This window comes from Novosphingobium resinovorum (assembly GCF_027922145.1).
Lineage (GTDB): Bacteria > Pseudomonadota > Alphaproteobacteria > Sphingomonadales > Sphingomonadaceae > Novosphingobium > Novosphingobium resinovorum.
Window position 1 is genome coordinate 571,598 of record NZ_BSFC01000011.1, and the last position, 13,630, is coordinate 585,227.

Below are 13,630 nucleotides of genomic sequence, written 5' to 3' on the forward strand. Positions count from 1 at the left end.
AGCCTTCTCCGTCGTCTTGTGATTTGACGCGAGAGTAGAGGCCGCCACCCAAGCGGCAAGGCGCGGGGGCGATGAATGGGCCTCAGCCCTTATGCGGCCCCAGCAGGATCACCCCCACCCCGGCCAGGCAGAGCAGCGCGCCGCCCATGTCCCAGCGGTCCGGCCGCACGCCCTCGACCAGCCATAGCCACAAGAGCGCCGAAGTGATGTAGATGCCGCCGTAAGCCGCATAGGCCCGGCCCGCCTGCGAGGTGTCCACCAGCGTCAGCAGCCAGGCGAAGACCACCAGCGAGACGCAGCCCGGCACCAGCCACCAGACCGGCTTGCCCATCCGCAACCAGCCCCAGAACGCGAAGCAGCCGCCGATCTCGGCCAGCGCGGCGAGGAGGTAGACGGCGGCGGTCTGGATCACGCCCCCGGTCATGCAGAAAGCAGCGTCGCCTTGACCCCGTCGATCACATACTGCGCCGCCAGCGCCGCCAGCAGCACGCCAAGCAGGCGGGTGATCACCGCCTCGACCTTGTCGCCCAGCACCTTCATCAGCGGCCCGGCAGCGGCAAGCGCGGCGAAGGCCAGCAGCATGACCGCGATCATCGCGCCCAGGATCGTCAGCGTCTGCTCGGTGCCGTGCGCGCGGCTGGTCAGCAGCATCATCGTCGCGATCGAGCCCGGCCCCGCCAGCATCGGCATCGCCATCGGGAAGACGGACACGTCCTCGATCTCGGGCGTGGCGGCGTTGTGGGCGATGATCTTCTCGGCCCGCTCCTCGCGCCGCTGGGTGCGCTTCTCGAAGACCATGTCGATGGCGATCATGAACAGCATGATGCCCCCAGCGATGCGGAAGGCGTCGAGTTCGATGTGCAGGGCGTTCAGCAGCGTCTTGCCGAACAACGCGAAGACCACGAGGATGATCGCCGCGATCACGCAGGCGCGGGTTGCCATGGAGATCGCCTGCGCACGGCTCGCCCCGGCGGAGAGCCCGGCATAGATGGGCGCGCAGCCCGGCGGATCGATGACGACGAAGAGCGTGACGAAGGCGCTGAGGAAAAGTTCGTACATCCGCCCTACCCTAACCTTGCGGCGTCACCTTGTCCTCTACGATCGTGTCGAACCCGGTGCCATTCCACAGTTGTACACTGACCGTGCGCGCATCGTTGGCGCTCATGACCGTGACGTGCCAGCGCAAGGTGCCGTCGAGCGAGTTGCCGCCGGTGAAAGTGCGCGCGTCCGCAGGCGGCGTACCCGGAGGCGGCGCGTCCGGGCGCCGGCCGCATTTCGCGACCCGCGCGGTGAGCATGTCGGGCTCCGGCAAAGCGCTCGGCAGGGTGTCGCCGTGGTCGAGCACCCAGCGATACTCGCCCTTCTTCTGCCGCTGCCAGATCGTGGTGTACCAGCCGACCGAACCGTCCGGGCGCTGCCAGGCGCCCTTGGTGACGCCCAGCGTGCCGTCGCAGCTCATCCAGACCTGATGCGGCTCCCACTGCACAGGAGCGGCGGGATCGGCCTGCTTCTTCAGCCAGTCCTGCGCCTGCACTTCCTGCGGCACGAACATGATTGCGGTATCGTCCGCGAATTCGCGGAACGCCTTCCACTGACCCTTCTCGCGCGCGAGCCGGGCGAAGGCGATCTCCTCGGCAACGAGGGCGCTGGGGTTGGCCGTTCCCGTACCGGGCGGGAGGCGGCGCCTGGGCCGCGCATCGGTCTGGGCTGACGCAGCGAAAACCGCTACCAGCGCTAGACCGAGCGCGATCCGCTTCAAAGGCCAGTCTCGTCGAAGGCGAGGCCCGCATTGCGGTGCGCGGCGACGATGGTGTTACGCAGAAGTACCGCGATAGTCATCGGCCCGACCCCGCCCGGAACCGGCGTGATCGCACCCGCGACTTCGGCGGCCGAGGCGAAATCGACGTCGCCGACGAGCTTCGTCTTGCCTTCCTCGGCACCGGGAACGCGGTTGATGCCCACGTCGATCACGGTCGCGCCGGGCTTGAGCCAGTCGCCCTTGACCATCTCGGGACGGCCGACCGCCGCCACCACGATGTCGGCGCGGCGCACCACCTCGGGCAGATCCTTGGTGCGGCTGTGCGCGACAGTGACGGTGCAGCTTTCCGCGATCAGCAACTGCGCCATCGGCTTGCCGACGATGTTGGAGCGGCCGATCACCACCGCGTCGAGGCCCGAGAGCGAACCCAGCCGGTCCTTCAGCAGCATCACGCAGCCCAGCGGCGTGCAGGGCACGAAGCCCGGCAGGCCGGTCGCCAGACGGCCGACGTTGACGACATGGAAGCCGTCGACGTCCTTGTCCGGGTTGATCGTGGCGATGACCTTCTGCTCGTTCATGTGCGCGGGCAGCGGCAGCTGGACGAGGATGCCGTCCACAGCCGGGTCATTGTTGAGCTGCTCGACCACGGCCAGCAGATCCGCTTCGGACGTGTCTGCGGGCAGCTTGTGCTCGAAGCTGTTCATGCCCGCCGCGAGCGTCTGCTTGCCCTTGTTGCGCACGTAGACCTGGCTGGCCGGGTCCTCGCCCACCAGCACCACGGCGAGACCCGCCTTGCGGCCGCTCTTCGCCTCGAAGCCCACCGCAGCGGTGCCGACGCGGGCGCGCAGGCCCTCGGCGAAAGCCTTTCCGTCGATGACCTGGCTCATCAGTAGCCCGCCATGGCAAGGTTGCCGAAGATGATCTGCAGGATCTTGAGACCGATGATCAGCACCATCGGCGAGAAGTCGATCGCGCCGGTGTTGGGCATGATCTTGCGGATCGGCCGCAGGAGCGGCTCGAGGATCGCGTTCAGCGCGGTATAGACCGCCGACACGAACTGGTTGTGCATGTTGACTACGTTGAACGCGATCAGCAGCCCGAGCACGAACTGCACGATCACCACGAAGACGATGATGTCGATCAGGTAGCTGACGATCTGGAAAATGGTGAGGAACAGCAAGGCCGGCTCCTAGAATGACGTTGGGACAGCACGTTCGCACATGCGGCATGGTTCTGCGCGCGCTGATAGCCGAGCGGGTGGTCGGTGGGCAAGGGCGCGTCTGCAGGAGTTGGATCGGGATCGACCACCGCCAACCAGCCTACCTCGTCATTGCGAGCGAAGCGAAGCAATCCAGGGCCGAGTAAGCCGCTCTGGATTGCTTCGCTTCGCTCGCAATGACGAAACGAGGTATTACTGCGTAAGCGTCGAAGTCCGCTCGATCCGCCAGTTGAGCTGGCTGCCGCTGGCGCCCGGCACGTCGTTCACGCGGCGCAGAACGATGGTTCCGCGCTTCGAGGTGCGCCCGTCGCCGAAGTCCACGACGATCGGCGCCTCGTAATAGAGCGAGCCCGCCGCGCCCTCCATGTCGCCCTTGCCGACCGCGAGGCGGGGCTTGGAACCGCCGAATTCGCCCTGCAGCTTTTGCGCCGTCATCTCGGCATCGAGGCTCCAGGCCTGAGCCGCGGCGTTCCAGTCGCCGATGCGCACGGCACTGACGTAGTAGCGCAGCAGTCGTTCGGGATCGCGGCGCTCGGTCAGGGCGGGGGTGTCGAGCGTGCTTGCGGCAGGCGCTGCCACGGACGTCGCGCCGTCCACCGGCCCGACATCGACCACCGCATCGCCGGCATCCGCCGCCGCACTTGCGCTGTCGAGCACGGCCGGGTCCTCTCCCGCCTTACCGCAGGCGGCAAGGGCCAGCAACGAGCCGGAGAGCAGGACGGCGAGTGCAGCTTTGGTGCGCATGTGCTTCGAGACGCCTTTCAGTTCCTTGATCCCCCTCGCAAGGGTAGTTCAGCCCGCCCGGATGAGCGTACCTGCACCTTCCTGCGTGAATATTTCCAGCAACATGGCATGCGAAACCCGTCCGTCAAGGACGACGGCCGCCTCGCAGCCCGCCTCGACCGCGTGAATGCAGGTCTCCAGCTTGGGGATCATGCCGCCCGAGATGGTGCCGTCTTCCTTCAGGCCCGCGATCGCGGCGGGGGTCAGGTCGGTCAGCAGCTCGCCCTGCTTGTCGAGCACGCCGGGCACGTCGGTCAGCAGGAACAGGCGCGATGCACCCAGCGCCGCGGCGATGGCGCCCGCCATCGTGTCGGCGTTGACGTTGTAGGTGCCGCCGTCCGGCCCGGCCGCGATCGGGGCGATGACCGGGATCATCCCCGCGCCCGAGATCGTCTCGATCACCCGGGTGTCGATGTGTTCGGGCTCGCCCACGAAGCCGAGATCGACCACCTGCTCGATCAGGCTGTCGGGGTCCTTGCGGGTGCGCGAGACCTTGCGCGCGGTGACCATCCCGCCGTCCTTGCCCGACACGCCCATCGCCTTGCCGCCGGCCTTGGCGATCCAGCCGACGATTTCCTTGTTGATCGCGCCCGACAGCACCATCTCGGCCACTTCGGCGGTCGCCTTGTCGGTAATGCGCAGGCCATCGACGAACTGGCTCTCGACGCCGACCTTCTTGAGCATCGCGCCGATCTGCGGCCCGCCGCCGTGCACGACGACGACGTTGATGCCCACCGCCTTCAGCAGCACCACGTCCTCGGCGAAGTCCACCGCCTTTTCGGGATCGCCCATGGCGTGGCCGCCGTATTTGACCACGAACGTGCGCCCCGCATATCGCTGCATGTAGGGCAGCGCATCGACGAGGGTTTCGGCCTTGGCCAGCAGGGCGGGGTGGTGCGGATTCGACATGAGGGCGCTAATACGCCCCCACGCGCAATTTTGAACCCGCTTAACGTGATTTTTTCGGCGTAATCGTGCCGTTAATCGGCTCAGGAATCCAGTTTCCTGCCCAGCTTCACGAAGAACCAGATGAACGGCGGCACCATGATCGTCGAGAGCACCAGCTTCGAGATGATCTGGCCCTCCATGATCTGCACGATCGGCAACCCGGTTCCGACGAAGGAAATGGTGATGAACAGCACCGTGTCGATCACCTGCGACAGCATCGAGGCGATCCACGCGCGCACCAGCAGCAGCTTGCCGCCAGCCTGCGACAGCTTGGAGAAGATCAGGACGTTCAGCGTCTGCGACACGCCGTAGGAGATCAGCCCGGCGAACTGCATCCGTGCGCCCTGCCCGAGCAGGCGGGCATAGGCCTCCTGGTCGCCCCAGAACGCAGCCGGCGGGACCACGTGGATCACGAAGGTCAGCAGCAGCATCGAGACGATCAGCGGGATGAACCCGAAGCGCACCAGCTTGTTGGCGGTGTCCGGGCCGTGGAGTTCGGCGATGGCGCTGGAAAGCACAACCAGCAACAGGAACGCGAAGATCCCCGATTCGACCGCGAGGTCGCCCAGCACCGGCCAGTGGCCGAGCGAAGCCAGCTTGGTCCCGAGCACTCCCGCCAGCACGACGAGGCCGCCGTAGAGCAGCGAGAAGACGAAAAGCGAGCGGGTGATGATGGGCGCGGGCGCAGTGACGGATCGATCCATCGCCTCCCTGTAACGGGCAAAGCGGCGTTGGACTAGGGTTCGGTGGAGAAAATGCGAGCCCCGTCGCATCCTCCCTGTCGCGAAGCGATGGGGAGGTGGCAGGCGCGCAGCGACTGACGGAGGGGCTTTCCGACCCCTCCACCACCGACTGCGTCGGCGGTCCCCCTCCCCATTGCTGCGCAACGGGGAGGATGCGGCGGGGTCATCGCTATCGTCTAGCCGCCGTGCTAGCCGCCTCGCCATGACCGAAGACGAAGACAATGCCCTCACCCGCCCCCAGCGCCGCCTGCTGCGCCGCCTCTACAACGGCCGCACCGAGCCTGTCGTCGCGGATGACAAGCCTTTCCTGACTTACAAGGAGGCCAGTCGCTACCTCCTGTCGCTTGACGCCGAAGCGCGCGAGGCAGCCTATCTGGAGATGAAGCGGCAGGCGGGGTAATCCCGACGTCGTCATTGCGAGCGTAGCGAAGCAATCCAGGGCAGCCTGACACCGCCCTGGATTGCTTCGCTACGCTCGCAATGACGAAAGAGGGTAGGCGGACGCGATACCCTGTCCGGTAAGCCATGGTTTCCTACAAGGGCGCCGCCGCGTACTATTCCCGTCGCCCGTCCCCCGGCCACAAGGTTACACCCGATGCCCCGCAAGGTGACACATCGCTGTCCCCAGGTTACACTTTTCACGCACAAGGTGACACCCGCACTCACGCATTTGCGCCAATCACGCCCCTACCCCGTCGCAAGGTGACACCTTCTTCGCCCTGGACAGTGTAAACCGTGTAAACCTGTCACCTTGCGGGGCACCCGCCGCAAAACCCTCTAGCCCTGCGTCCGTCGCGCCTCTAGGGTCGGCGGCTGTTTCCCCCCTTCCTCTCCCGGAGCCAAGCGCCTCGATGCATGTCGCCTACAGCCTGATCGGCATCGTTCTCATCATGGCGGCAGCCTTCCTGCTCTCGACCGACCGCAAGGCGATCCGCCCGCGCGTCGTCTGCGCGGCCTTCGCGCTGCAGGCGGGCCTTGCCGCGCTGGTGCTCTACGTGCCGTTCGGCAACCGCATGCTGCGCGGCGCCGCCTCGGGCGTCGAGGGGCTGCTGAGCTACGCGCATGAAGGCGTGACCTTCCTGTTCGGCCCGCTCGCCTCGCCGGAAATCGGCGGCACCAGCTTCGCCATCGCGGCGCTGCCGGTGATCATCTTCTTCGCCTCGCTGATCTCCATCCTCTACTACCTGAAGATCATGCCGCTGGTGGTGCGCTGGCTGGGCGGTGCGCTGGAGAAGGTGACCGGGATCAGCAAGGTCGAAAGCCTTTGCGCGGCCTCCAACATCTTCGTGGGCCAGAGCGAGGCGCCGCTGGTGATCCGCCCCTACCTCGCCTCGCTGAACCCCTCGCAGCTGTTCTGCGTGATGACGGTGGGCCTGGCAGGCGTGGCGGGCACGATCCTGGCCGCCTATGCCTCGATGGGCATCCGCATCGACTACCTCGTCGCCGCCGCCTTCATGTCGGCACCGGGCGGCATCTTCATGGCCAAGATGATCATGCCCGATCCGCGGCCCGGCGTGGCTTCGAACGCCGAGGTCCATGAGAGCACCCTGCCCCCCGCAGGCGCCGCCGCCGCCGCGATGAACCGCGCCGACGTCACCCATCTCCCCGGCGTCCACGTCGACGAGCCCGAAGCCGTCGAGCACGAGGAGGAAAAGCCCGCCAACATCATCATGGCCGCATCGCAGGGCGCGCAGACCGGCGTGAAGCTGGCGGTCGCGGTGGGCGCGATGGTTCTCGCATTCGTGGCGCTGATCGCGCTCGCCAACGGCTTCGTCGGCTGGGCGGCGGGGCTCTTCGGCTTCCAGGGGGTGACGTTCCAGTCGCTGCTGGGCTACATCTTCGCGCCGATCTTCTACCTGCTGGCGACCCCCGACTGGACCGAGGCGCTGCACGCAGGCGGCCTGTTCGGCACCAAGATCGTGCTCAACGAATTCGTCTCGTTCATCGAACTGGGCAAGGACGGCCTGCTTTCGCCCCGCACCGTGGCGGTGGTGACGTTCGCGCTGTGCGGCTTCGCCAACTTCTCCTCGATCGCGATCCAGATGGCCGTGACCGGCGGACTTGCCCCCAACCAGCGCCCGATCATCGCGAAGCTGGGCATCCGCGCGCTGGCGGCGGGCAGCCTGTCGAACCTGATGAGCGCGGCGCTGGCGGGGCTGTTCCTCACCGTCGCCTGAAGCATTTTCTAATCAGGTGGAAACACCTGATGACTCGGAAAATGCGATAAACAATTGACTTAGAGCGGTCCGTCCCGGCGATGTTGCCCCGGGGAAACTGGACACCGGCCTGAGGCTTGGGTCTTCTCTCCCCTTGAGAGGACCAGAGCATGACCGACCGATTCCGCGAGACTTACGGCCCCACCGCGCTGGTGACGGGCGCTTCTTCAGGGATCGGCCTCGCCTTCGCCGAGGAACTGGCCGACCGGGGCTTCCACCTCGTCCTCACCGCGCGCCGGACCGACCCGCTCGATGCGCTGGCGGAGCGGCTGGCGTCCTCGCACGGCACCCGGACCACCGTGCTCGGTGCGGACCTCGGTGACCCGGCGACTCCCGCGCGGATACTCGAGGCGACCGAGGGCACCGACATCGGCCTCGTCGTCAGCAATGCCGGCTTCAACATCAAGGGCGCGTTCGAGGCGCAGGACCCGGCCGCGATGGCGCGGATGCTCACCGTCAACTGCCACGCGCCGATGCAGCTGGCCCACGGTCTGATCCCCCGCCTCAAGGCACGGGCGAGCGGAGGTCTGATCTTCACCGCCTCGGTCGAGGGCCTGATCGGCTGCCCGTACTCAGCCGCATACTCCGCCACCAAGGCACTGGTCGTGGCGCTGGGCGAGGCGCTCTGGGGCGAGATGCAGGGCAGCGGCGTGGACGTGCTGACGCTCTGCCCCGGCGCTACCGAGACAGAGGCGACCGCCGGGATGGAGGGCATCGCCAACCTGCAAAGCCCGGCCGAAGTCGCGCGCCTAGCCCTCGACAACGTGCGCGAGGGACCGACCTTCGTACCACACGCGCATTACCGCGCCATGTTCGATGCGCTCCGCGCCCGTCCCCGCCGCGAGGCACTGGCGGGCATGGCGGAAGGGATGCGCCAACGCCTCGGCTGAGCCGCCTCAGACGGAACGCCTGCGCATCAGTTCCGCGGGCGACAGCACGATCCCCGCGAGGATCAACGCCATGCCGAGGAAGTGGTAGCCTTCCAGCCGCTCGCCCAGCAGCAGCGCGGAGAGCAGTGCACCGAACAGCGGCATCAGCGTGATCGCCTGCCCGGCCCGCGCCGCGCCGAGTTGCACTGTAGCGGCGTTGTAGATGAAGTAGGCCAACACCGACGGAAAAATGCCGACGTAGAGGAAGGCCGAGAGCACCTTCGGGCTCCAGGCGACTGCAAGCCCCTGCGCCGCTTCCCAAGCTGCCAAAGGCGCCATGAACACCGCGCCGATCAGGAACACCATAAGCAAGAAGCTCGCCGGCGCGATCGGCGGCCGCTTGCGCAGGAGCACAGTGTAGAGCCCCCATACCACGACGCCGCACAGCACCAGCGCATCGCCGATGCCAAGCCGCAATGTCGCCAGCGCGGATACGTCCCCCCGGAACACGATGGCGACGACCCCGACGGTGGACAGTGCGACGCCCGCCTGGTGCAGCACCCCCGCCCGCGTTCCGAAGATCATGCGATCGAGCACCAGTACCAGAGCCGGAATCGACGCCTGCAGCAGCAGGGCATTGGCCGCGCTCGTATGATGTAGCCCGGAGTAGACGAACGAATTGAAGCAGACGATGCCGAGGAACCCCAGCGCCGCGATCCAGCGCCATCCCGCGACTATCGCCGCGCGCTCCGCCCAGGCCTGCCGCGCCGCGAACGGCAGCAGGATCAGCACCGCGATGAGCCAGCGCCCGAACGCGAGCGTGAACGGCGGAATGTCGTCCCGCACCGCGCGGCCGGTGATCGAATTGCCAGCCCAGAACAGCATCACAAGGCCGAGCAGCAGAAACGCGCGGGTGTGAGAGGGAGACTTGGGCACGGCTGCTCCATTCGTCGTCCCGGACTTGATCCGGGACCGTTGGCTATCTTTAGGCACAACCTCGCTGCCGACGCCGCAGGATGGGCTGTTCACGGCCAGCGGTCCCGGATCAAGTCCGGGACGACGCCATTATGCCAGCGCCTTGTCGAGCATCTGCGCCAGACGCAGCCCCGCCCGCTCGATGCGTTCATCGACGATCGGAATCGTCTGTTCGATCGCTGCGTTGGTCCAGACGATCTTCTGCGGCTCCTTGACGTCGCCCCCCACGTGACAGGGCAGCTTGCCGCCGAACGCCAGCGGATAGAGCACGTCGCGGCTGATCTCGTAGCTCTCGCGGGTCCAGTCTTCCAGCGTGCCGGTCGCCAGCCGCGCCTTTTCGGCCGCGCTGTAGACGCGCACCAGCGGCGGGCGGGCGGAGGTGATCGCGCGCTCGGCCAAGGTCGTGTCCCAGATCGAGTGCAGGTTGCGACCCGGCGCGTCGCCGTAATCGGCCTTCACCGCGTTGCCGCCCTGGTCCTCGTTCTCGCCGATATGCAGCGGCTGGTGGATGTCGCCGACGAAGTGGACGAGGAAGACCAGCGCCTCAAGCCGCAGCACCGGCGCCAGCTTGTGGTTGGCCAGCAGCTTCTCGTCGCGCTCGATCTGCGCGGTGGCGCACATGCCGTCGCGGCACAGTTGCTTGAGGTCGAACGTCCCGCAGACCGGCTGGTCGTGGTAGTGCCAGGAATTCTGGTAGGCCCAGCGCCAGCGCTCGCCCTTGATGCAGTCGGGCCAGGTCGCGGCGTCCTCGATCGTGCGCATCGAGCACTTGGGCGTGTCCATCTCGCGCTCATGGGCGAGCAGCTTGCGGATGGCGACGCGGGTGGCAGGGCGAACGTTGGCCATGGCGATGCCCGCCACGGTTCGGTGCCCCATCGCACCCCAGGCGAAGGCCGGGCTGGATACGATCGTCGCAAGAGCGGCTAGGAGAAGGAGAACTTTGCGCATCATCAGACCACCGGGTGCTCGTACTGTTCGATGACCCAGTCCTCCGCCTCGGCCGCGGCGATCCAGGCCTGCATCCATTCGTGCTCCCACACCGCCTGCATGTAGGCCTGCGCGAAGCCGGGCACGCCGATGCCGTACGTCAGGAAGCGGCTGACGACGGGGGCGTAGAACACGTCCGCCGCGCCGAAGGTGCCGAACAGGAACGGCCCGCCTTTGCCGAACCGCGCCCGCGCCTCGGCCCAGAGGGTGAGGATGCGCACGATGTCGGTGCGGGTCTCGTCCTCCAGCCCCGGCAGTTCGACGCGCGAGCGGATGTTCATCGGGCAATTGCGGCGCAGCGACAGATAGCCGGAGTGCATCTCCGCCACCATCGATCGCGCCATGGCGCGCGCCGCGTCGTCCTTGGGCCAGAAGCGATCGCGGCCGACCTTGTCGGCAAGATAGTCGACGATGGCGAGCGAATCCCACACCACCGCCTCGCCATCCCACAGGATCGGCACTTTGCCGTGGCTGGGGGCGAGGTCGTCGGAGGACTTCTTGAAGGCTTCCCATTCCTCGCCGAACAGGGGGACGGTGATCTCGTCGAAATGCAGGCCCGACTGTTTGCAGGCGAGCCAGCCGCGCAGCGACCAGCTGGAGTAGTTCTTGTTGCCGATGATGAGCTTCACGGGGCGGCGTTCCTCGGGATTGCTGAACGAGCGGCCTAGAGGCTGGGGCGCGATGTGTCGAGCCTGACCCTTCGACAAGCTCAGGGTGAGCGGACGTTGGCTGATGCCCCCTCAAATCCGCTCAGGCTGAGTGCCGAGCCTGTCGAAGCACCGAAGCCCCGCCGCCCTCAGAACGCCCGCGTTATCAGATAGAACAGCGCGCCCACCGCCGCGCTGGCGGGGATCGTCACGAACCATGCCACGATCACCCGGCTCGCCACCGACCAGCGCACCGCGCTCGACCGCCGCGCCGCGCCGGTGCCGACGATCGACCCGGTGATGGCATGCGTGGTCGAAACCGGAATGCCCAGCGCCGAAGCCCCGAACACCACGATCGAACCGGCGGTCGAAGCGCAGAAGCCCGAGTGGTGATTGAGCTTGGTCAGCTTGGAACCCATCGTCTTGATGATCTTCCACCCGCCCGACAGCGTCCCCAGCGAAATCGCCAGATAGCACGACAGCACAACCCAGTGCGGCACATGGAAGCCCCCCGACATGTGCCCGGTCGAGTAGAGCAGCACCGCGATGATCCCCATCGTCTTCTGCGCATCGTTGCCGCCGTGGCTGATCGAATAGGCGGCGCTGGAGAGCAGGTGGAGGCTCTTGAAGATGCCGTTCGACTGGCGCGGGGACGTGCCCTTGAACAGCCAACTCGTCACCAGCATCAGCAACATGGCGATGGCAAAGCCCAGCACCGGCGAGACGAAGATCGCCGCGATGGTCTTCACCGTGCCCGAGCTTTCGACCACCGCGAAGCCGCCATGCGCGATCCCGGCGCCCAGCAACCCGCCGATCAGCGCGTGGCTGGAGCTGGAAGGAATGCCCTTGATCCAAGTCAGCACGTTCCAGAACATCGCACCGACCAAGGCGCCGAACACCACGGCCGGGGTGACGGCATCGACGTCGATGATGCCCTTCCCCACCGTCTCGGCGACGTGGAGGCCGACGAAGAAATAGGCGAGGAAGTTGCCGGCAGCGGCGAACAGCACCGCGAAGACCGGCGAGAGCAGACGCGTCGCCACCACCGTCGCGATGGCATTGGCCGCATCGTGCAGGCCGTTGAGGAAATCGAACGCCAGCGCGAGCGCGACGAGGCCGATCAGCAGCGGCAGGGCAAGGCTGTGGTCCACGAAGTTAAGCCCCTGGCTTCGTCATTGCGAGGAGGTGAAACCGACGAAGCAATCCAGGCCTGCGCAAACCGCCCTGGGTTGCTTCGCTACGCTCGCAATGACGAGGAATGGTGATGAACATCGATCCGGCTTCGCGCTTACGAGTGGTCGATGACCAGCCCGTCGATCTCGTTCGCGAGGTCTTCGAAACGATCGACCACGCGCTCGAGGCGCTTGAACATCTCCTGCCGCACGAAGAAGTGCATCGGGTTGGTCAGGTCCGCCTTGAACAGGCGCTTGAGCCCGGCCGCGTGGATTTCGTCGGCATGGCCTTCCATGCGGACCAGACGCTCGGTCAGTTCGTGGAGGCGGTGGCCGTTGTCGCCGATCTTGCGCAGCAGCGGGATCGCTTCGGCGGTCAGGCGTGCGGCATCGACGATGATCGCGGCCATGTCGATCATCTCCGGCTCGAACTCGCTCACCTCGTAGAGATCGCAGGCGTTGGCCGTCTGCTGCATCTCGTCGATGGCATCGTCCATCGTGTTGATGAGGCTGGTGATGGCCGAGCGATCAAACGGCGTCAGGAAGCTGCGGCGCACCGTCTGCAGCACTTCGCGGGTGATGTCGTCGGCGTCGTGCTCGCGCTCGGCGATCTCGCGGATGTGCTGGGCGCGGCCCGGACCACCCTGCGCGAGGCGGGCGAGCGCGTCGGCGCCGGCCACCAGCGTGGCGGCCTGCTTCTCGAACAGGTCGAAGAAGTTGCCCTGCTCGGGCAGCAGCTTCTGGAACCAGGCGAACATGGCATTGACCCCTGTCTTGCTTGCCACCGTGTCCACGGCTGCGCCCAGGAAGCGCGCGGGACTGGCGGCGGCGCGGAATTCACGTGCGCCGAAGGAACGTATGAGGGCGCGAAGGTCCTCTTCGTCGACCGCCCTAGCCGCTTCCTCCAGCGAGAACCAGCGTCGTTCGCGCTGGTGCTGCTCGTCCCATGTGGAAAGCTCGTCGGTGACCGCGAAGGGATAGACATCGACGTCCGCCCATACCGAAGCGCCCGAATTGCGCTGCTTACGGTAGCGGTAAGAGCCCAGCGGCACCGGGCAGGTCGCGCCCAGCACGCCTGCTTCCTCTTCCGCTTCCTTCGAGGCGGCGGCATGCGGTTGCAGGCCCTTCATCAGCCCGCCCTTGGGAATCACCCAGCGACGAGTGCTGCGCGAAGTGATGAGCAGTATCTGGATGGGCGCGTCGACGGCGGGACCGACGGTGCGGTAAGGAAGAACGGCAATCTGGCGCATATGGGCGAGATTCCTTTCATCCCTCGACGCGTGAAGCTGCGCCCCATAGGGGACGGCGCGCC

At 66.6% G+C, this 13,630-nt stretch carries 16 protein-coding genes; 3 read left to right on the forward strand and 13 right to left on the reverse strand.

What is annotated here, in order from left to right; all coding sequences use genetic code 11:
- Positions 1-82: 82 nt before the first annotated feature.
- The 8 genes from PKE80_RS07630 to PKE80_RS07665 form a co-directional block, all read right to left on the reverse strand.
- Positions 83-424 carry a YnfA family protein gene (locus PKE80_RS07630; protein WP_271181964.1) on the reverse strand — a complete coding sequence of 114 codons (342 nt, stop codon included), beginning with the start codon at positions 422-424 and terminating at the stop codon, positions 83-85.
- A complete protein-coding gene (locus PKE80_RS07635; protein WP_008829351.1) occupies positions 421-1,059 on the reverse strand; it encodes a MarC family protein in 639 nt (212 codons plus the stop codon). Before PKE80_RS07635 ends, PKE80_RS07630 begins: the two co-directional genes overlap by 4 nt.
- 10 nt (positions 1,060-1,069) lie before the next feature.
- Positions 1,070-1,759, reverse strand: a complete 690-nt coding sequence (locus PKE80_RS07640) for a Cif family virulence factor (protein ID WP_271181965.1) — start codon at positions 1,757-1,759, stop codon at positions 1,070-1,072.
- Complete coding sequence (gene folD / locus PKE80_RS07645; RefSeq protein WP_271181966.1) at positions 1,756-2,646, reverse strand: bifunctional methylenetetrahydrofolate dehydrogenase/methenyltetrahydrofolate cyclohydrolase FolD; 891 nt, start codon at positions 2,644-2,646, stop codon at positions 1,756-1,758. Before folD ends, PKE80_RS07640 begins: the two co-directional genes overlap by 4 nt.
- Positions 2,646-2,939, reverse strand: a complete 294-nt coding sequence (locus PKE80_RS07650) for a YggT family protein (RefSeq protein WP_008832920.1) — start codon at positions 2,937-2,939, stop codon at positions 2,646-2,648. Before PKE80_RS07650 ends, folD begins: the two co-directional genes overlap by 1 nt.
- A 231-nt stretch (positions 2,940-3,170) precedes the next feature.
- Positions 3,171-3,722, reverse strand: a complete 552-nt coding sequence (locus PKE80_RS07655) for a hypothetical protein (protein WP_271181967.1) — start codon at positions 3,720-3,722, stop codon at positions 3,171-3,173.
- Between the two features lie 48 nt (positions 3,723-3,770).
- The gene (gene argB, locus PKE80_RS07660) at positions 3,771-4,670 is read right to left on the reverse strand and encodes an acetylglutamate kinase (protein WP_008832918.1); all 900 of its coding nucleotides are present in this window, start codon (positions 4,668-4,670) and stop codon (positions 3,771-3,773) included.
- A gap of 80 nt (positions 4,671-4,750) precedes the next feature.
- A complete protein-coding gene (locus tag PKE80_RS07665; protein WP_271181968.1) occupies positions 4,751-5,413 on the reverse strand; it encodes a queuosine precursor transporter in 663 nt (220 codons plus the stop codon).
- A 241-nt stretch (positions 5,414-5,654) separates the two neighbouring features.
- Here PKE80_RS07665 and PKE80_RS07670 point away from each other — a divergent pair, with 241 nt between their 5' ends.
- The 3 genes from PKE80_RS07670 to PKE80_RS07680 all read left to right on the forward strand — a co-directional run bounded on the left by PKE80_RS07670 (position 5,655) and on the right by PKE80_RS07680 (position 8,558).
- Positions 5,655-5,852, forward strand: coding sequence for a hypothetical protein (locus PKE80_RS07670; protein WP_069709049.1), 198 nt, complete (start codon positions 5,655-5,657; stop codon positions 5,850-5,852).
- A 451-nt stretch (positions 5,853-6,303) separates the two neighbouring features.
- The gene (locus PKE80_RS07675; protein ID WP_271181969.1) at positions 6,304-7,629 is read left to right on the forward strand and encodes a NupC/NupG family nucleoside CNT transporter; all 1,326 of its coding nucleotides are present in this window, start codon (positions 6,304-6,306) and stop codon (positions 7,627-7,629) included.
- A 149-nt stretch (positions 7,630-7,778) separates the two neighbouring features.
- Positions 7,779-8,558, forward strand: a complete 780-nt coding sequence (locus tag PKE80_RS07680) for an SDR family NAD(P)-dependent oxidoreductase (RefSeq protein WP_271181970.1) — start codon at positions 7,779-7,781, stop codon at positions 8,556-8,558.
- 6 nt (positions 8,559-8,564) lie between these two features.
- Here the strand turns inward: PKE80_RS07680 and PKE80_RS07685 are convergent, their stop codons facing one another.
- The 5 genes from PKE80_RS07685 to PKE80_RS07705 all read right to left on the reverse strand — a co-directional run bounded on the left by PKE80_RS07685 (position 8,565) and on the right by PKE80_RS07705 (position 13,568).
- Entirely contained in the window at positions 8,565-9,473 is a 909-nt protein-coding gene (locus tag PKE80_RS07685; protein WP_271181971.1) for a DMT family transporter, read from the reverse strand.
- Between the two features lie 129 nt (positions 9,474-9,602).
- Entirely contained in the window at positions 9,603-10,460 is an 858-nt protein-coding gene (locus tag PKE80_RS07690) for a S1/P1 nuclease (protein WP_309141546.1), read from the reverse strand.
- Positions 10,461-10,462: 2 nt separating this feature from the next.
- Entirely contained in the window at positions 10,463-11,128 is a 666-nt protein-coding gene (locus PKE80_RS07695; RefSeq protein ID WP_271181972.1) for a glutathione S-transferase family protein, read from the reverse strand.
- A gap of 167 nt (positions 11,129-11,295) precedes the next feature.
- Entirely contained in the window at positions 11,296-12,297 is a 1,002-nt protein-coding gene (locus PKE80_RS07700) for an inorganic phosphate transporter (protein ID WP_271181973.1), read from the reverse strand.
- Between the two features lie 137 nt (positions 12,298-12,434).
- Positions 12,435-13,568 (reverse strand): DUF47 family protein, encoded by a 1,134-nt coding sequence (locus tag PKE80_RS07705; RefSeq protein ID WP_008831757.1) that lies wholly within the window; start codon positions 13,566-13,568, stop codon positions 12,435-12,437.
- Between the last annotated feature and the right edge of the window lie 62 nt (positions 13,569-13,630).